The organism is Enterobacter sp. Ag1 (assembly GCA_000277545.1).
In the GTDB taxonomy this organism is placed as follows: Bacteria; Pseudomonadota; Gammaproteobacteria; order Enterobacterales; family Enterobacteriaceae; genus Cedecea.
This window is the reverse complement of sequence record AKXM01000055.1, coordinates 1-19,110: the sequence shown is the minus strand read 5'-3', so window position 1 is coordinate 19,110 and position 19,110 is coordinate 1. Positions and strand designations below refer to the sequence as shown.

The window sequence follows — 19,110 nt, the reverse complement described above, 5'->3', positions numbered from 1 at the left end:
GCGGAGATGAGTTACGAAAGCTTGCAATTCTAGCCTGTAGCCCCCGCCGTTGTCTTTAAGATTCAGGAGCGTAGTGCATGGAGTTCAGTGTAAAAAGCGGTAGCCCCGAGAAACAGCGTAGTGCCTGCATCGTTGTGGGAGTCTTTGAACCGCGTCGCCTGTCCCCGATCGCAGAACAACTCGATAAAATCAGCGATGGCTACATCAGCGCGCTTCTGCGCCGTGGTGAGCTGGAAGGAAAACCAGGGCAAACCTTATTGCTTCACCACGTACCGAACGTGCTGTCTGAACGCATTCTGTTGATTGGCTGCGGCAAAGAGCGCGAGCTTGATGAGCGCCAGTACAAGCAGGTGATTCAGAAAACCATCAACACGCTCAACGACACCGGCTCAATGGAAGCCGTTTGCTTCCTGACCGAGCTGCACGTCAAAGGCCGTAACACCTACTGGAAAGTACGCCAGGCGGTTGAGACAGCTAAAGAGACGCTGTACAGCTTCGATCAGCTGAAAACCAACAAAACCGAACCACGCCGTCCGCTGCGTAAAATGGTGTTCAACGTGCCAACTCGTCGTGAGTTGACCAGCGGGGAGCGCGCCATTCAGCACGGCCTGGCTATCGCGTCCGGCATCAAAGCCGCGAAAGATCTCGGCAACATGCCGCCAAACATCTGTAACGCCGCTTACCTGGCTTCTCAGGCTCGTCAACTGGCGGACTCGTTCAGCAAAAACGTGGTCACCCGTGTGATTGGCGAACAGCAGATGAAAGAGCTGGGCATGCACTCCTATCTCGCGGTAGGCGAAGGCTCGCAGAACGAATCACTGATGTCGGTGATTGAATATAAAGGCAATGCCTCCCCGGATGCTCGTCCGATTGTGCTGGTTGGCAAAGGCTTAACCTTTGACTCCGGCGGTATCTCCATCAAACCTGCCGAAGGCATGGATGAGATGAAGTACGACATGTGCGGCGCGGCTTCCGTTTACGGCGTGATGCGCATGGTGGCGGAGCTGAACCTGCCGGTGAACGTCATTGGCGTCCTTGCCGGTTGTGAAAATATGCCAGGCGGGCGCGCTTATCGCCCGGGTGATGTGCTGACGACGATGTCCGGCCAGACCGTTGAAGTGCTAAATACCGATGCCGAAGGCCGTCTGGTGCTGTGTGACGTGCTGACCTACGTCGAGCGCTTCGAGCCAGAAGTGGTTATCGACGTCGCAACGCTGACCGGCGCCTGCGTCATCGCCCTTGGCCATCACATCACCGGCCTGATGTCGAATCACAATCCGCTGGCGCACGAGCTGATAAGCGCGTCTGAGCAAGCCGGTGACCGCGCATGGCGTCTGCCGCTGGGTGACGAGTATCAGGAACAGCTGGAGTCCAACTTTGCCGATATGGCAAACATTGGCGGCCGTCCTGGTGGCGCGATTACGGCGGCGTGCTTCCTGTCTCGCTTTACCCGCAAGTACAACTGGGCTCACCTGGACATCGCCGGCACCGCATGGCGCTCCGGCAAGGCAAAAGGCGCAACTGGCCGCCCTGTCGCCCTGCTGTCTCAGTTCCTGTTGAACCGTTCCGGGTTTAACGGCGAAGAGTAAGCGTAAAGCTTTACCCTCACCCCGGACGGGCATAAAAAACGCCGTTTGGTTCCCTCGCCCCTCTGGGGAGAGGGTTAGGGTGAGGGGCAACAACATTCAACTTAACAAGCTGGTCTCATGAAAAACGCAACGTTTTACCTGCTGGATAACGACACTCATGCCGAAGGGCTAAGTGCCGTGGAACAGCTGGTGTGCGAGCTGGCTGCGGATGGATTCCGTGCAGGCAAGCGGGTGCTGGTCGCCTGCGAAAACGAACAGCAGGCGATTCGCCTCGACGAAGCGCTCTGGCAGCGAGATGCTCAGGCATTCGTCCCGCACAATCTGGCTGGTGAAGGCCCACGCTACGGCGCGCCGGTTGAGCTGGCATGGCCTAAGCGCCGCGGCAGCGCCCCCCGGGATTTGCTGATTAGCCTGCTGCCACAGTTCGCAGATTTTGCCACCGCTTTCCTGGAAGTGATAGACTTCGTACCTTACGAAGAATCCCAGAAACAACTGGCCCGCGAGCGCTACAAAGCGTACCGCGTTGCCGGTTTCCACTTGACTACGGCGACCTATACCCCGCCGGGAACGACATAGCAGACAATGGAAAAGACATATAACCCGCAAGATATCGAACAGCCGCTTTACGAGCACTGGGAACAGCAGGGCTACTTCAAACCGAATGGCGACACCAGCCAGGAAAGCTTCTGCATCATGATCCCACCGCCGAACGTCACCGGCAGTTTGCATATGGGTCACGCCTTCCAGCAAACCATCATGGATACCATGATCCGTTACCAGCGCATGCAGGGCAAAAACACCCTGTGGCAGGCGGGCACCGACCACGCCGGTATCGCAACGCAGATGGTTGTAGAACGTAAAATCGCCGCCGAAGAAGGCAAAACCCGCCACGATTACGGCCGCGATGCGTTCATCGACAAAATCTGGCAGTGGAAGGCAGAATCCGGCGGCACCATTACCCGTCAGATGCGTCGTCTCGGTAACTCCGTAGACTGGGAGCGCGAGCGCTTCACCATGGACGAAGGCCTGTCCAACGCGGTGAAAGAAGTGTTCGTCCGTCTCTATAAAGAAGACCTGATTTACCGCGGCAAGCGCCTGGTCAACTGGGACCCGAAACTGCGTACCGCGATTTCCGATCTCGAAGTTGAAAACCGCGAGTCAAAAGGCTCCATGTGGCACCTGCGTTACCCGCTGGCCGACGGTGCCAAAACCGCAGACGGTAAAGATTACCTGATTGTCGCCACTACCCGCCCGGAAACCGTTCTCGGTGATACCGGCGTGGCCGTTAACCCGGAAGATCCGCGTTATAAAGACCTGATTGGTAAATTCGTGGTACTGCCGCTGGTTAACCGCCGTATTCCTATCGTGGGCGACGAGCACGCGGACATGGAAAAAGGCACCGGCTGCGTGAAAATCACCCCGGCGCACGACTTTAACGACTACGAAGTTGGCCGCCGCCATCAGTTGCCAATGATCAACATTCTGACCTTCGACGGGGATATCCGTGAAGCCGCAGAAGTGTTCGATACCAACGGCGAAGAGTCCACCGTTTACGCCTCCGACATCCCGGCTGAATTCCAGAAACTGGAGCGCTTTGCAGCACGTAAAGCCGTGGTCGCGAAGTTCGATGCAATGGGCCTGCTGGATGAAATCAAACCCCACGACCTGACCGTGCCTTACGGCGACCGCGGCGGCGTGGTTATTGAGCCAATGCTGACCGACCAGTGGTATGTGCGTACCGCGCCGCTGGCAAAAGTGGCAGTAGAAGCCGTCGAGCAGGGCGACATCCAGTTCGTGCCTAAGCAGTATGAAAACATGTACTTCTCCTGGATGCGCGATATTCAGGACTGGTGTATCTCCCGTCAGCTGTGGTGGGGTCACCGTATCCCGGCCTGGTACGACGCGGAAGGCAACGTGTACGTTGGCCGCAACGAAGCGGAAGTTCGCGCCGAAAACAACCTGGGTGCCGACGTGGCGTTGAACCAGGACGAAGACGTGCTGGACACCTGGTTCTCCTCTGGCCTGTGGACCTTCTCCACCCTGGGCTGGCCGGAAAACACCGAAGCGCTGCGCACCTTCCACCCGACCAGCGTTATGGTCAGCGGCTTCGACATCATCTTCTTCTGGATTGCCCGCATGATCATGCTGACCATGCACTTCATCAAAGATGAAGACGGCAAGCCGCAGGTGCCGTTTAAGACCGTCTACATGACCGGCCTTATTCGCGATGACGAAGGCCAGAAGATGTCCAAATCCAAAGGCAACGTTATCGACCCGCTGGACATGGTGGACGGCATCTCTCTGGAAGATCTTCTGGAGAAACGTACCGGCAACATGATGCAGCCGCAGCTCGCGGAGAAAATCCGCAAGCGCACCGAGAAACAGTTCCCGAACGGCATCGAGCCGCACGGCACCGACGCCCTGCGCTTCACCCTGGCGGCGCTGGCCTCGACTGGCCGCGACATCAACTGGGACATGAAACGCCTGGAAGGCTACCGCAACTTCTGTAACAAACTTTGGAACGCCAGCCGCTTCGTGCTGATGAACACCGAAGAGCAGGATTGCGGCTTCAACGGCGGCGAAATGGTGCTGTCTCTGGCCGATCGCTGGATCCTGGCCGAGTTCAACCGCACCGTGAAAGCATACCGTGAAGCGCTGGACAGCTACCGCTTCGACATCGCCGCCAACATCCTGTACGAGTTCACCTGGAACCAGTTCTGTGACTGGTATCTGGAGCTGACCAAGCCGGTCATGAACGGCGGTTCTGAAGCCGAACTGCGCGGCACCCGCAATACGCTGGTGAACGTGCTCGAAGGTCTGCTGCGCCTGGCGCATCCGATCATTCCATTCATCACCGAAACCATCTGGCAGCGTGTGAAAGTGCTGAAGGGCATCACCGCAGACACTATCATGCTGCAGTCATTCCCGGCCTACGATGCGTCTCAGGTTGATGAAGCGGCGTTCGCAGACACCGAATGGCTGAAGGACGTGATCACCGCGGTGCGTAACATTCGCGCCGAGATGAACATCGCGCCTGGCAAACGTCTGGATGTACTGCTGCGCGGCTGCAGCGAAGAAGCGATTCGTCGCGTGAGCGAAAACCGCACCTTCCTGCAAAATCTGGCTCGCCTGGAAAGCATCACCATCCTGCCAGTCGATGACAAAGGTCCGGTTTCCGTGACCAAGATTATCGACGGCGCAGAGCTGCTGATCCCGATGGCCGGTCTGGTAGATAAAGCCGCTGAGATCGAGCGTCTGGTGAAAGAAGTGGCGAAGATCGAAATCGAAATCGGCAAGATCGAAGGCAAACTGTCCAACGAAGGCTTTGTCGCCCGCGCGCCAGCTGACGTTGTCGCCAAAGAGCGTGAGCGTCTCGAAGGCTTTGCCGACGCCAAAGCGAAGCTGATTGAACAGCAGGCCGTTATCGCCGCGCTGTAATCGGCCCCAGGCATAATTCGCCCCGCACCTCGGTGTGGGGCGTTTTTTATGCAGCTTGCGCCCTCCGTAATGAAGTGCTATTAACTGCTTTTATCCTTCCCTAAGCCTATGAGTCACATGATGAACACCACAGCCCCGGTCGATGTGAAGCTCCAGCTGCGCCGGATTGCTGCCGAAGACAATTCGGCTATCGCCCGGGTTATTCGCCAGGTGTCCGCCGAATACGGCCTGACCGCCGATAAAGGCTACACCGTTGCCGACCCTAATCTTGACGAGCTTTATCAGCTCTACAGCCAGCCAGGCCATGCGTACTGGGTGGTAGAAATCAACGGCGAAGTGGTGGGGGGCGGCGGCGTGGCGCCGTTATCGTGTAGCGAGCCGGACATTTGTGAGTTGCAGAAGATGTATTTCCTGCCGGTGGTTCGCGGCCAGGGATTAGCCAAGAAACTGGCGCTGCAGGCGCTGGATCACGCCCGGGATCAGGGCTTCAAGCGCTGTTACCTGGAAACTACCGCGTTTCTGAAAGAAGCCGTTGGGCTATACGAACATTTAGGCTTTGAGCATATTCCTGCCCCACTAGGCTGCACCGGCCATGTGGATTGCGAAGTCACCATGCTCAAAACGCTGTAATTCTCTGTGAAACGGCGTGCACTAGTGCAGCCAGTGCACGCCATCTTCAGGCTGGAAGTAGCCGTTATAGCGCATCTGAAAAGCCGTGATCTCCGGCTTCTCCGGCTCCATCTCTCGTAAAAACCCCTGTGCCAGGCGAACCTGAGCGTCAGTAATCGGTGTGGCAAGCCGGGCTTTTTGCAGCCTTCGATACCACTGCTGGAGATTTTGATCGCTGCCGTCGACAATCACCATCTGCCAAATCAGCAAAACCTGCGCCGCATTTTGCAAATGGGACTCATCCGGGCGGTGCAAATACTGTAAAAACGCGTCGCCCTGTGCTTTCCCCATTTGATCGATCATCGATTCAACCGGCACCACGTCGATGCCCAGCCGCTCACTCAGTCGGCGAATAGCCCGCCGTGAATCCGACGTGAGCACCCGAAAGCCGACAATAAACACCACGCAAAGCGTGGCTAACATAATCCAAATCATGAAGTTAAATACCCGGCAGCTTAACGACAATTTGCTATCAATGAATGCCGGGCAGTATAGCGCAATCACTTTACCCAGTAATGCCTCGCGCTGGCGTTATTCGCGGGCATAAAAAAGCCCGGCGTTATGCCGGGCTGGAATAGTTCAGAATGCGCTTAAGCGATGTTCAATTTCTGAATTTTTTTCTCGCGGCGAATTTTGCGCTCTTCAAACACGGCGACGATGGCCATCAGCACGATACAGCCGATTGCGGCGGCATCCAGGGCAGCGAACGTGCCTGCCCAGCCGGTGAGACCGAAGATTGGCGTCCCGTCGGCAATCATCCCCAGGCCCAGCTTGGCGAAGCTGTCGCCGATCAGGTAAGCGAAGGTGCCTTTGATGCCGTCGGCCGCGCCGATAGCTTTCTTAGGCACGAAGCCAACTGCCGCCACGCCGATCAGCAGCTGCGGGCCAAAGACCAGGAAACCAAGGGCAAACAGCGAAGCCAGGTAAACGTACTGATTACTGGCATGCTGGTACACGCCCAGCGTGGCGATGATCAATGCCAGCGCTACGCAGGCCACCAGCGCACGACGGCCATTGGCAAGGTCAGACAGCCAGCCCCACAGCAGCGTGCCAACCAGCGCGCCCACTTCAAACAGGGTGAAGCCCTGAATCGCCACTTCTTTGGAGAGTTTCAGCTCCTGGAAAGCATACACGGTGGACCACTGGTCGATACCGATACGCACCACGTACAGGAAGATGTTGGAGAAGCACAGCAGCCAGATCACTTTGTTTTTCAGCACGTACTCAACAAAGATCTGCCATTTGGTCATCGAATTGTCTTCGGCTTCTTTGTCTTCTTCGCTGACCTCTTCGCCAAACAGCTCTTCGGCGGTGCCGAGGCCGTAGGACTCAGGGGAATCGCTGCCGTAGCGCAGGGCAATAAAACCGACAATCAGGGCGATAACGGACGGAAAGATAAACATCCCGATAACGTGGCCGTTAAACAGGTAGTTAGCGCCAAACAGGGCCACACCGGCCGCGCCAGCGCCGCCGAGGTTGTGGGAGATGTTCCACATGCCCAGGTAGCTGCCGCGCTTGCGGCGTGGCGTCCACTTGGTGATGGTCGAGTAGCTGCACGACCCGCCGGTGCTCTGGAAGAAACCGCTCAGAGCGTAGAAAGCAATCATCAGGAACAGGCTAACCGAGCCTGCGCCCATGCTGGCGCTGAAGCCGAGCATACAGATGGCGGAAAGGATCAGCATAAACGGCAGGAACTGCTTGGTGTTTTTGCCGTCCGCGTAATAAGAAACCAGGGTCTTGCCCACGCCGTAGGTAATGGAGAAACCGAGGCCGATCATCCCAAGCTGTGTCATGCTCAACCCGTAGGTGGAGATCATGTCGTTCTGGGCGATGTTAAAGTTTTTGCGGATCAGGTACATCGTCAGGTAGCCAATAAACACCACCAGATACGACTGCATGAACGGTTTGAACCACATTTTTCGCCGCACTTCGAGCGGCAGATCCAGGGTGGGCTTACGCACCTGGTTTAGAAAGGCCAGCATGGATGACTCCTGATTTGAATACCTGCTTAATGGCAGGCATTGTAAAAATCAGCGAGCAAACTGGCCTGAGACAGCGTCCAGGCCGAACCGGGAAAATTTCTTAGTTTTGCCCTTTATGGCGCAAAAGGGTGAGGAGTATCACGCTTCGTTAGCCTCGCGCGGGGCCTGGGCGTTCAAGAACGGCAGCAGTAGCAAAGCCGATATCCCGGCGGCAATCGCGATCACGGCAAAGAAACCGCTCCAGTGCCAGATGTCGATCACCCGCGCCAGCGGCCAGCCGGAAAGCGAGGCGCCAAGATAGGCAAACAGCCCGACAAACCCCGTCGCCGCGCCCGCCGCCTCTTTGTGCGAACATTCTGCCGCCGCCATGCCGATCAGCATCTGCGGCCCAAACACGAAGAAGCCGGTGGTAAAGAAACAGGCCGCCTGCATCACGTAGCTGGCAAAGGGCATCAGCCATAGCGAGCCCACGGAAAGCAGAATGCCTGCCGCGAAGATCAGGTTCATCGGGCCACGGTTGCCGTTGAACAGCTTGTCCGAGCCCCAGCCCGCCACCAGGGCACCGATAAACCCGCCCAGCTCAAACATGGTCACCGCCGAGTTCGCGGTAACCAGCCCGACCCCCAGCGTTTCGGACATATAAAGATTACCCCAGTCGTTGATCGCCGCCCGCACCACATACACCAGCACGTAGCACAGCGAGAGCAGCCAGATGTAAGGGTTAACCAGCACATACTTGTAGAGGATTTCTTTGCGCGTCAGCCCCGCGCCTTCCTGCTGCTGGGCGATTTCCAGGGCGTCATGCTGCCAGTCACCCACCGCAGGCAAGCCCACGGTTTGCGGCCTGTCGCGTAGCCGCCAGCAGAGGAATAACCCGGCGATAATCGCCAGGCCACCGGCGATCATCATCCCGACACGCCAGCCGTACTGCAGCGCCGCAGCGCCCATGATGATCGGGATTAACGCCCCGCCCACGTTGTGCGCCGTGTTCCAGACGGCCCACCAGCCGCCGCGCTCGCTGCGGGAATACCACGCCGTCAGCAGCCGGGCGCAAACCGGCGATCCCCAGCCCTGGAAAAAGGCGTTCAGCGCCCACAGCAGCGCAAACGCCCAAAGCGAGGTCGAGAAGCCAAACAGAATATTCACAATGCCGGTAGCTATCAGCCCGATGCCCATAAAGTAACGGGCATTGGAAAAGTCACTGACAATCCCGGAGAAGAACTTCGACAGGCCGTAGGTGATGTAAAACAGCGTCGCCAGCAGGCCGATATCGGTGCGCTCCATCACGCCGGTGGCGAGGATTTCTGGCGCGGCGGCGTTAAAGCTTTTGCGGGTAAAGTAAAACAGCGCGTAGCCGAGCCAGATAGTGATCAGGATATGACGACGCCAGTAGCGGTAGCGGGCATCAATCTCACTTTTTTCGCTAAGCGGCGCAGCGCTTGCCGGGACTTTTAAAAAACTGAACATGCTCGCCCCTCAGGCATAACGTAATGGCAGGCTAACGCTGACGCGCGTGCCGTGAGTGCAGGAAATAGCGAGCGTCCCGCCCAGCGCCGTCACGCGCTCACGCATGCCGGTAAGCCCAAAGCCCTGCTGCCCGGACCCCGGCGGCAAACCGCTGCCGTCGTCTTCGATCACCAGCATCAGCCGCTCGTCCTGCTGCCAGCCCTGGAGCGTTACCGCGCTGGCGCTGGCGTGCTTCACGATGTTATTGAGCCCTTCCTGACAAACGCGGAACAGGGTCACGCGCTGCCCCTCGCTAAGCAGAGGCTCATCGATTCGCCAGTTGATATGGCCGACGATGCCGCGACTTTCCAGCTCCATTTCGCGCATCAGGGAACGAATCGCCTGCTCGAGCGATAAATCATCCAGCTGGCGCGGACGTAAGCGCCCCAGCAGACGACGAACGGAGTCATAAACCCCCAGCGAAAGCTGTTCGATATGCGCGCCGCTGCGCTTAACACCCTCACTTTCTGGCGCCAGCCGCTGCACGATCCCGGCCTGGGTACGGATCGCCGTGATGGTCTGCCCAATGTCGTCATGCAGCTCCCGCGCCACTTCCCGCCGCACGCTTTCTTCGGTTTCCAGCAGGCGTTCGGCCAGGCGGCGATTTCGCGCCAGCTCGGTTTGCAAAGACTGGTTCAGTTCACGCAGGCGCTGGATCCCTGCGCCCAGCAATAACCCGGTCAGGCTTTGAGCCAGCAATGAAAGCAGAAGATCCACCGGATGATCGTGCCAGGTCTGGCTGGCAATCAGCGCGATGGCGTTCATCAGGGTGGCGATCAGTGCTCCCTGCCAGCCGTAGTGCCAGGCCAGGGCGATAATCGGCAGCGCCAGGCAGAACGGCGTAAAACGGGAGAGTTCGGTGGGTAACCCCAACTGCAGCCAGAGGCTGACGGCAAACAGCAGTAAATACCAAATCAGATGCCGCCCGCGCCAGTTAACCGGCTGGGAAACCAGCGCCGGGCCAAGAGGTTGCCAGACGGTACTGGTCAGATAGTGCCAGAGTACCAGGCAGGTCGGCGCCAGCGTTAACCCACCGGTCAGGGTCAGCAGCAGCGCATTCAGGGCATCGCTGCCCTGGTTCAACCACGGCAGCGACTGCAGCAGAGCGGCCGCGATAAGCGCCGCGCCCTGGCGCAGCAGAGTCCGCCAGTCACGCTGATGACGATAACGTGAAATGAGCGCCACCGGCAGGACGGTGAGCACTCCGCCCAGCATTAACAGCGGCAGATGCGCCAGCGCCACTTCCTGCGCGAGCCAGAAAAGCATCAGCCACTCCGCGCCCAGCAGAACCGGCCAGTAGCCGCGCGGGCACTGCAGCATCAGCCCTAAACGCAATCCAAAGGGAAATAACAGCACCGCCAGCTCAGGCCGCTCCACCAGATGCAGGCTGATGCTCCACAGGCAAAACCAGCCGGCGGAAAAAATAAAGAAACTGGCGATAACGGCAATCAGCCGCGAGAAGAAAGGCCGCATTACCAACCGTCAAACAGGCGTCGCGCCAGCGCCACATCGTTGCTGACGTCGAGCTTTTCCATCAGGTTGGCGCGGTGCACGTGCACCGTTTTTGGCGAAAGTCCCAGCTCGGTGGCAATCTCTTTCACCGCCATGCCCTGCGCCAGCTTTTCAGCCACCTGCCGCTCGCGCTTCGTCAACGGATCCTGCCGCCCGGCGGCCAGCTTCATGGCAATGTCCGGCGTCAGGTAGCACCCGCCCGTCGCCACCGTGCGCACGGCGGCAATCAGTTCGTCGGGGCTGCAGCGTTTGGATAAAAAGCCGCGCGCGCCAGCGTTTAGCGCCTGCTCCACCAGCGCGGGGCTGTCGTGCACCGACAGCATGACGATCGCCATCCCCTTCGGTAGCTGACTTAACAGCTCCAGCCCGGAGATGTCCGGCATTGAAATATCGCAGATACACACCTGCACGCCCTGCCCCGGCAGCCCGGCCAGCGCCTCGCGTCCGGAGCCGAACTCGGCCACGACCTGAAAATCCGCCTCCAGCCCAAGAAGTTGGGCAAAGCCGGAGCGGACGATAAGGTGGTCGTCGATAAGGGCGATAGCGGTCATGATGCTTTCCAGGAAGGTAAAAAAAACGCGCTTACCTTAGCGATAAGCGCGTAGCTGTTCAAGCCTTAAGCGATTTCGATCGCTATCGCTACGGGTTATTCCTGCGCAACCGACAGGCGAATGATCCCGGCCGCGCGGGCTGGAGGCAGCTGCAGAACGTTGCGCCACAGCTCCTGAACCTGGTTACAGACCAACCCCTCTTTGCCCACCGCTTTATGCGGGTCCGACATAAGCTGGAGGTCGCTCCCGTAGCGCTTAGTCAACTGCTGCACGATGGGCTGAATGTCTTTGCGGGCCTGATCGCGCTCGGCGTCAGTTACGCTGTGTTTGTCTGCGCCGTAGGCGGAACGCATCATCGCCGCATCCACCTGCATGCGGCGCATCGTCACATCCTTAGGCAGTATTTTCGTGGAGTTAATGCCGCCCTTCACGTCCGGAAACAGGAAGCGGAAACAGGCGTCGTCACTGGATTTTTGCACCATCGCCGTTTGCTGCATGTTCACCTGCATAAACGCCACGACGTTGTCGTCCGTCGCGCTTTGCAGGCGCTTCGTCTCCACGGCGAGGATCTGCGGCTGAATAGTGTCGATCACTTCCTGCTCGGTTTTCCCCTGCTGGTGCATCTCTACCGCCTGCTGGCGAATGGACATCCACAGCGCGGGTTCCTGCTCTTTCAGCACCTGGTAAACCGGCATCCGGGCCATCGCGTCATCCAGCTCGGCCAGTTCCTGCCCGGCCCGATCGCGAGGAATAAGGTATTTTACGTCAAAGATGTTCCACGCCATGATAGCAACCAGCGCAATGGCCACCGCGCCCGCTTTACCGACCCAGCCCTTCTTGCGGAATACCGCTACCACCGCGGCGATCACAGCCCCGACATAGCCTGCAATAATGACGTGGGTCCAGTTCATGGTACATCCTTCTACTCTGCGGCGGGTACGCCGCTGTGGAAACGAAACTCGTCGTCATGGCTTTGGATAAGCCCGGCCTCAACCTTGCCAAAGAAACGCACGCGTTCACTGATATCGCCCCCGGCAATCTGCTCCGCCAGGGTTAAATAATCCTGATAATGGCGCGCCTCGGAGCGCAGCAGCGACAGGTAAAAACGCTGTAATTCATCATCCAGGTGCGGCGCCAGCGCGGCAAATCGTTCACAGGATCGCGCTTCAATGTAGGCGCCGCAGATAAGTTTATCGACCAGCATCAGCGGTTCATGAGTACGAGTTTCACTCAGTAAACCTTTAGCGTAGCGGCTGGCGGTGATTTTGGCGTACGGGATGTTACGGGCAATCATAATTTCCCGCACCTGCCAAAAATGGTGCAGCTCTTCTTTGATCAGCAGCACCATGCTGTCGATAAGCTGCTGCCCCCAGCCGTTCGCCGTTTTCGGCATGATGCTTTTGCTCAGCCCTTTGTGGAGCGAGAGAAAATCGGGTTCCTCGCCGTCACGGAAGGTAAAGGCTTCATAAGGCTGCAGCCAGGCCAGCAGCACCTGGGAATTCTCTTTATCGGCAACGTATTTGCGGATCAGCAGCATAGCGGTTTGCGCGGCTTTCAGCTCGCACACCATGTGGTCGGTTAGCAGCAGAGGCAGATTTTCCGGGCGACGTGCCTTTTGAATCCACGCCTCGGGCGTCGGGCACTGCAGGAATTGGGTAATCGGGGAGAGGAGTTGCTGGTAGTCCATGAGGATATCCTGATGCGCAGCGGCTGAACGCCGCTGCACCGCTTACTTTTCGTAAAGGACAGCATAATCACTGCCCACACTTTTGTCAGTAAGCCCGGCAACAAAGAGCGTGCTGCACTATTTCACGGCTAGCCCTGAAACCGCGTGGGTTAGCTGCTCAGCGCGACCATAGTTGAGTTCAGCTATGCAAGACAGCCGCCTGATTTCACGCGCATTGCCTGCCGCACCTCCGCTGAGCGAAGCCGCAAGCTGGCATTGACCGTTGCGGTAATGAATGAACCGTTGATTTGATGTCTCGAGCGCTGCGCTAGCTTTCTCGATATAGCCCTGGTCTTCATCCCATTCGGCGATTCTGGTGGCGGCGGATTTGCTGGCTTTTTCCAAAACTTGCTCACTCTCTTTCGACTGCTTAATCAGACAGTCACGCATCCCCGCTTCCGCATATTCACTACACGCTTCTCGCAGGGCCGTGGCATCCTTAACTGGCTGAGGATCGTCAGCCAGCGCCAGCATCGGCAGACAAGCGGCGATAACCAGGCAAGCTTTCAGTGTCATTTGCATAAAGCGCTCTTCCCTTTTTTAATCAGTGATAATGCGTAATCGAGTTTTCTGGAATAGTTAGGATCGCCGCCGCCATTATAGCGAAGAGCGATCGTCGTGGTAGAAATGCTCCGCCATCCGGCAATCACTCTGCGAGCGTTTGCCTTCTGGCACTTGAGCGTCTGACCTGCACGGAGAATCTTGACCTGTGGATTAAGCTTTTGCAGCAGTTCCAGAGTGCTTCCCTGCGCTTTCGCTATTTTTGCCAGGCTGTCACCGGGTTTCACGGTGACGTCATAAATTTTGCTGTCAACAGTGAGTATCGTTCGGTGCTCGAATTGCGCCATACGCATCAGCAGGTACCCGATGCCCGCACGCAGGTTATTTAACGGCGTGGTTCTGATCGTGGCGACGGTTAACTGTTTTTTCCACGCGTCAGGCAGGATGAGCTCACCGCCTTCCTTACCGGACAGGAAAGATGTCATCCCAGGATCGCCCTTAACACCGATTTGCATCGGTCGGAAATGCCATTCTGAGCTCAGGGCTCCCGTTTCGACCCAGACCATCGCTTTAATCAGATGCCAGTCCAAAGTCCTGTAGCCTGGCGTAGAGGAGAGATGGCGATTGTATCCATCGACTACCCGCTGGATGTCACAATCCCAGGCATTCCACCGCGTATCGCCGGGGGCCTTATTAATACCGTCCTGCCACTTTTCAAAACCTGTTCTGGGCGTTTTTTGTGCCGGGGGCGAGGAGGGAGTAAGACTGGAAGCTGTCATATTACACATCCTGTGCTGACTGATAATTGAAATGGCGAGACTTTAGCCTCATTTGCGCATTTTTAATACAAGATGACGATGCTAAGGCAGAATAGGCGGCCTGAAAATCATTTATTTAAGAAGAAAGGAAAAAAGAGAATTTTGCCCGATCGGGTAAGAATGACACATGCCAGGCGCAGCGGCTGAACGCCGCTGCGCCTCTTACTTTTAGTGACGAACGCCGTCGTCGTCTTCGTCCTGATATTCGTCGCCGTCTTCTTCACCCTCTTCGCCGTTCGGGTCTTCGAAGTAGGTGCCCCAGCCGTCGTATTCCACACCGAATTTCTCGGCCAAGTTCAGCAGTTGCTCAACCTGGGCACCGATCAGCTCAGCGTTCAGCGCGCATTCGCTCAGGATATCGCAGCAGATGACGGTATCACCCTCTTCCACTTCCAGCTCTTCCGGGTCAGTCACTTCATAACCCAGCTTGAACGCTTCAACGGCCGCTTTCTCCAGCGTTTCGAAATCATCCGCAGAAAGGTGGTGTTCGATGGTGTACAGCGCGTCCGGGTCGCTCCCGTCGTCCAGCAGTTCTTCAATGATTAAACGTGTTTCTTCGCGCTGTTCTTCCAGCTGTTCTGGATTTGCCATGGCCCTTTCCTCAAATGTGTCGGCAGATACTCTCATTTTCACACACGCCGGGGTTTGCCTCCACCTTTCACCGCAAAGTTTTAACACACGGGGTTGCAATTGAATATTCATACATATAAATTGAATTTTAATTCAATTAAGGCTTGCGCCCTGCGAGGAAAAAATGAGTCACTTCTATCAGAAAAACTTTCTTAAGCTGCTCGATTTTACCCCTGCTCAACTGAACGAATTGCTGACCCTGTCCGCCAAGCTGAAAAGTGAAAAGAAAAAAGGAACGGAGATTCAGCATCTTACTGGTAAAAACATTGCGCTCATCTTCGAAAAAGATTCGACTCGTACTCGTTGCTCTTTCGAAGTTGCCGCTTACGACCAGGGCGCCCGCGTCACTTATCTCGGCCCAAGCGGCAGTCAGATCGGGCATAAAGAATCAATTAAAGATACCGCTCGCGTGCTGGGGCGCATTTATGACGGCATCCAGTACCGCGGCTACGGCCAGGATATCGTCGAAACCCTTGCCAGCTATGCGGGCGTACCGGTGTGGAACGGCCTGACCAACGAATATCACCCGACCCAGCTGCTGGCGGATTTGCTCACCATGCAGGAACACCTGCCGGGCAAAAACCTGAATGAGATGACGCTGGTGTACGCCGGGGACGCGCGCAACAACATGGGGAACTCCATGCTGGAAGCTGCCGCGCTGACCGGGCTAGATTTGCGCCTGGTGGCGCCTAAAGCCTGCTGGCCGGATGAAAAGCTGGTCGCCGAATGCAAAGCCATGGCCGAAAAGACTGGCGGAAAAATCACGTTAACCGAAGACGTTGCCGCGGGCGTTAAAGGGGCGGATTTCATCTATACCGACGTCTGGGTGTCGATGGGCGAAGCCAAAGAGAAGTGGGCCGAGCGAATCACCCTGCTGCGCCCTTATCAGGTCAACAGCGCCATGCTGGCGTTAACCGGCAACCCGCAGGTCAAATTCCTGCACTGCCTGCCGGCGTTTCACGACGATCAAACCACGCTGGGTAAACAAATGGCGCTGGAGTTCGATCTGCACGGCGGCATGGAAGTCACCGACGAAGTTTTTGAATCCTCCCACAGCGTGGTGTTCGACCAGGCTGAGAACCGGATGCACACCATCAAGGCCGTGATGGTCGCCACGCTGGCAAACTAGTTTCTTCGCTCCCAGGGCTTCTCCTGGCCCCTCGGCGGCTTTCCGCCCGAGGGGTTTTCTTTTCTCCCGCCTGGTTATTACTAAAAATGTTGCGCGTCTGATGCACGCCCAGCATTTTTTATGCACTAAAAGGACATAACCTCATCTCCCTCTCTTTTTATGCCCCACACAACAGTCTGTTTTCATTAAGATAAAAAGAATAAATCCGCTGCGCTCACAGTTTGCATGCACTGCATTAATAGCAAAATAAAAATAACTATTTTTCCGTGAACTTCTCTTCACGGCATTAAACAGATTCCATAATGAATAATCATGCAAACAGAAAATAAAAATCAATGATAATCAATACATTGCGACATTCACCCTTAGGAATAAACTTACATATTTTTAACACACCAAAATAATTAAAAACGATTTATCGTATAATTATGCATTCATCAATCTCAGTTAAATCACCGTTCTCTGACAGCCATCAATTAATAACAAAACAAATAAAAACCACCTTGAGCGCGTGATAAATCTCACATTAAATGGTTGTGAAGAAATTAATATACGCCTCGAAGAAAACTTTACAGGTTAATAAAATCGCGACGCAATATTCATTGCGCCAATGGCACGTCTATCTCCGAATTAATGCAAAGGAATAGTCATGGACAAACATTATGTCGGCTCCGAAATAGGTCAACTACGCAGCGTGATGCTGCATCGCCCAAACCTCAGCCTGAAAAGACTTACCCCTTCAAACTGTCAGGAATTGTTATTTGACGATGTGCTTTCCGTTGAGCGCGCCGGTGAAGAGCACGACGTTTTTGCCAATACGCTGCGCGGCCAGGGCGTGGAAGTTCTGCTGCTAACCGACCTGCTGACGCAAACGCTGGACGTCAGCGATGCCAAGGCCTGGCTGCTGAACACCCAGATTTCAGACTATCGGCTCGGGCCGGCATTCGCCTCGGACGTTCGCGGCTGGCTGGCTGATATGCCACATCGTGAACTCGCCCGTCGCCTTTCCGGCGGGCTGACCTACGGGGAAATTCCGACACACATTAAAAATATGGTCGTGGATATTCATGCCACAACAGACTTTATTATGAAGCCGCTCCCCAACCATTTATTCACCCGAGATACTTCCTGCTGGATTTATAACGGCGTCTCTATTAACCCAATGGCAAAAGCCGCTCGCCAGCGCGAAACAAATAACTTAAGGGCCATTTATCGCTGGCATCCGGCATTCACCGACGGGAAATTCATCAAGTATTACGGCGACGAAAATATTAATTACGATCATGCCACGCTGGAAGGCGGTGACGTATTAGTGATTGGCCGGGGTGCGGTATTAATTGGCATGTCCGAACGAACCACCCCTCAGGGCATTGAGTTCCTCGCTGAATCATTATTCAGGCATCAACAGGCAACACGCGTGATTGCCGTCGAGCTACCGAAGCACCGCTCCTGTATGCACCTCGATACCGTCATGACTCATCTCGATCTCGACACCTTCTCCGTTTACCCGGAAGTCGTCCGCAAAGACGTGCAGTGCTGGACGTTAACCCCTGACGGCCACGGCGGCATCAAACGCCAGCAGGAAACCAGCCTGGTGAACGCCATCGAAAAAGCGCTGGGTATCGATCAGGTCAAGCTCATCACCACCGGCGGCGATGCTTTTGAAGCCGAGCGCGAACAGTGGAACGACGCCAACAACGTGCTGACCGTTCGCCCCGGCGTGGTCATCGGCTACGAACGCAATATCTGGACCAACGAGAAATACGACAAAGCCGGGATCACCGTCCTGCCTATTCCAGGCGATGAACTGGGCCGCGGACGTGGCGGCGCGCGTTGCATGAGCTGCCCGCTGGAACGCGACGGGATTTAAGGGAGGAAAGCATATGCAACAGAAACCCACTCTCGTAGTCGCGCTCGGCGGGAATGCCCTGCTGAAGCGTGGTGAACCGCTGGAAGCCGACCTGCAGCGTAAAAATATTGAGCTGGCGGCAAAAACTATCGCCCAGCTCACCCACGCCTGGCGCGTGGTGCTGGTGCACGGCAACGGTCCGCAGGTCGGCCTGCTGGCCCTGCAAAACAGCGCCTACCAAAACGTAAGTCCTTATCCGCTGGACGTTCTCGGCGCTGAGAGCCAGGGAATGATCGGCTACATGCTGCAGCAGGCGCTGAAAAATCATCTGCCTGACCGCGAAGTCAGCGTGCTGCTGACTCAGGTTGAAGTAGATCCGCAGGATCCGGCCTTTAGCAATCCGACCAAGTACATCGGCCCGGTGTACAGCAAGGAGCAGGCGGATGCGCTGGTACGTGACAAAGGCTGGTCGGTAAAAGCTGATGGCCAGTATTTCCGCCGCGTCGTGCCGTCCCCGCTGCCTAAACGCATCGTCGAAAGCGATGCCATTACGGCGCTTATCCAGCGTGACCACCTGGTTATTTGTAACGGCGGCGGCGGCGTGCCGGTGGTGGAGAAAGCCGATGGCTACCACGGGATTGAAGCCGTCATTGATAAGGATCTTTCCGCCGCATTGCTGGCTCGCCAGATAGAGGCCGACGCCCTGCTGATCCTCACTGACGCAGACGCCGTTTATCTCAACTGGGGCACACCAGCGCAGCGCCCGCTCACCAGCGTGACGCCAGCCGAGCTTGAAGGCATGAGCTTCGATGCAGGCTCGATGGGGCCAAAAGTGTCCGCCTGCAGTCACTTTGTCGCCAGTTGCCACGGTATCGCCGGGATAGGTGCGCTGGAGGATGGCCCGGCAATTCTGGCCGGGGAGAAAGGCACGTTAATTCGGGAGCCGTGAAAGCCCCCTCATCCTAACCCTCTCCCCTGTACGGTCCGGGGACATCGTGAACACTTGTTCGGGGACATGGTAGACACTTACAACTAAGGCATAAGAACCCGTTTATGGAGCCGCTTATGCCGTGGGATGCGAGAGATACCATGTCATTACGTTCTGAGTTTGTTCTGCTCGCCTCGCAGGACGGGGCGAACATTCGTCTTCTGTGCCGTCGCTATGGCATTTCTCCTGCCACTGGCTACAAGTGGCTTCATCGCTGGTTAC

Annotated in this window: 18 protein-coding genes; 8 read left to right on the top strand and 10 right to left on the bottom strand. The window is 56.5% G+C overall.

What is annotated here, in order from left to right:
- Nucleotides 1-77 precede the first annotated feature (77 nt).
- The 4 genes from pepA (at nt 78) to A936_RS19355 (ending at nt 5,657) form a co-directional block, all read left to right on the top strand.
- On the top strand, nt 78-1,589 hold the full coding sequence (gene pepA, locus A936_RS19370; RefSeq protein WP_008460793.1) for a leucyl aminopeptidase: 1,512 nt from the start codon (nt 78-80) through the stop codon (nt 1,587-1,589).
- Nucleotides 1,590-1,706: 117 nt separating this feature from the next.
- Nucleotides 1,707-2,165 carry a DNA polymerase III subunit chi gene (locus tag A936_RS19365; protein WP_008460791.1) on the top strand — a complete coding sequence of 153 codons (459 nt, stop codon included), beginning with the start codon at nt 1,707-1,709 and terminating at the stop codon, nt 2,163-2,165.
- A gap of 6 nt (nt 2,166-2,171) precedes the next feature.
- On the top strand, nt 2,172-5,027 hold the full coding sequence (locus tag A936_RS19360) for a valine--tRNA ligase (protein WP_008460789.1): 2,856 nt from the start codon (nt 2,172-2,174) through the stop codon (nt 5,025-5,027).
- Between the two features lie 108 nt (nt 5,028-5,135).
- Entirely contained in the window at nt 5,136-5,657 is a 522-nt protein-coding gene (locus A936_RS19355) for a GNAT family N-acetyltransferase (RefSeq protein ID WP_085938923.1), read from the top strand.
- Nucleotides 5,658-5,678: 21 nt separating this feature from the next.
- Here the strand turns inward: A936_RS19355 and A936_RS19350 are convergent, their stop codons facing one another.
- The 10 genes from A936_RS19350 to rraB form a co-directional block, all read right to left on the bottom strand.
- Entirely contained in the window at nt 5,679-6,131 is a 453-nt protein-coding gene (locus A936_RS19350; RefSeq protein WP_008460785.1) for a DUF1198 domain-containing protein, read from the bottom strand.
- Between the two features lie 155 nt (nt 6,132-6,286).
- Nucleotides 6,287-7,678 (bottom strand): hexose-6-phosphate:phosphate antiporter UhpT, encoded by a 1,392-nt coding sequence (gene uhpT / locus A936_RS19345; RefSeq protein ID WP_008460783.1) that lies wholly within the window; start codon nt 7,676-7,678, stop codon nt 6,287-6,289.
- 138 nt (nt 7,679-7,816) lie between these two features.
- Nucleotides 7,817-9,145 (bottom strand): MFS transporter, encoded by a 1,329-nt coding sequence (locus tag A936_RS19340; RefSeq protein WP_008460781.1) that lies wholly within the window; start codon nt 9,143-9,145, stop codon nt 7,817-7,819.
- A gap of 9 nt (nt 9,146-9,154) precedes the next feature.
- Entirely contained in the window at nt 9,155-10,657 is a 1,503-nt protein-coding gene (gene uhpB, locus A936_RS19335; RefSeq protein ID WP_008460778.1) for a signal transduction histidine-protein kinase/phosphatase UhpB, read from the bottom strand.
- Entirely contained in the window at nt 10,657-11,247 is a 591-nt protein-coding gene (uhpA, locus tag A936_RS19330) for a response regulator transcription factor UhpA (RefSeq protein ID WP_008460776.1), read from the bottom strand. Before uhpA ends, uhpB begins: the two co-directional genes overlap by 1 nt.
- Before the next feature lie 95 nt (nt 11,248-11,342).
- The gene (locus tag A936_RS19325) at nt 11,343-12,158 is read right to left on the bottom strand and encodes a hypothetical protein (protein ID WP_008460775.1); all 816 of its coding nucleotides are present in this window, start codon (nt 12,156-12,158) and stop codon (nt 11,343-11,345) included.
- Nucleotides 12,159-12,169: 11 nt separating this feature from the next.
- A complete protein-coding gene (gene miaE, locus A936_RS19320) occupies nt 12,170-12,934 on the bottom strand; it encodes a tRNA isopentenyl-2-thiomethyl-A-37 hydroxylase MiaE (RefSeq protein ID WP_008460774.1) in 765 nt (254 codons plus the stop codon).
- Between the two features lie 117 nt (nt 12,935-13,051).
- Entirely contained in the window at nt 13,052-13,495 is a 444-nt protein-coding gene (locus tag A936_RS19315) for a lysozyme inhibitor LprI family protein (protein WP_008460773.1), read from the bottom strand.
- Nucleotides 13,486-14,253 carry a LysM peptidoglycan-binding domain-containing protein gene (locus A936_RS19310; protein ID WP_052154810.1) on the bottom strand — a complete coding sequence of 256 codons (768 nt, stop codon included), beginning with the start codon at nt 14,251-14,253 and terminating at the stop codon, nt 13,486-13,488. Before A936_RS19310 ends, A936_RS19315 begins: the two co-directional genes overlap by 10 nt.
- 207 nt (nt 14,254-14,460) lie before the next feature.
- Nucleotides 14,461-14,883, bottom strand: a complete 423-nt coding sequence (gene rraB / locus A936_RS19305) for a ribonuclease E inhibitor RraB (RefSeq protein ID WP_008460771.1) — start codon at nt 14,881-14,883, stop codon at nt 14,461-14,463.
- A 163-nt stretch (nt 14,884-15,046) separates the two neighbouring features.
- Here rraB and argF point away from each other — a divergent pair, with 163 nt between their 5' ends.
- From argF to A936_RS23540, 4 genes are all read left to right on the top strand, one after another.
- Nucleotides 15,047-16,051: an ornithine carbamoyltransferase gene (gene argF, locus A936_RS19300; RefSeq protein WP_008460770.1), complete on the top strand. Its 1,005-nt coding sequence runs from the start codon at nt 15,047-15,049 to the stop codon at nt 16,049-16,051.
- 649 nt (nt 16,052-16,700) lie between these two features.
- Entirely contained in the window at nt 16,701-17,921 is a 1,221-nt protein-coding gene (gene arcA / locus A936_RS19295) for an arginine deiminase (protein WP_008460769.1), read from the top strand.
- Between the two features lie 13 nt (nt 17,922-17,934).
- Complete coding sequence (locus A936_RS19290) at nt 17,935-18,849, top strand: carbamate kinase (RefSeq protein WP_008460768.1); 915 nt, start codon at nt 17,935-17,937, stop codon at nt 18,847-18,849.
- 116 nt (nt 18,850-18,965) lie between these two features.
- The coding region (locus A936_RS23540; RefSeq protein WP_237717600.1) for a helix-turn-helix domain-containing protein at nt 18,966-19,110 on the top strand (145 nt) is incomplete at its 3' end.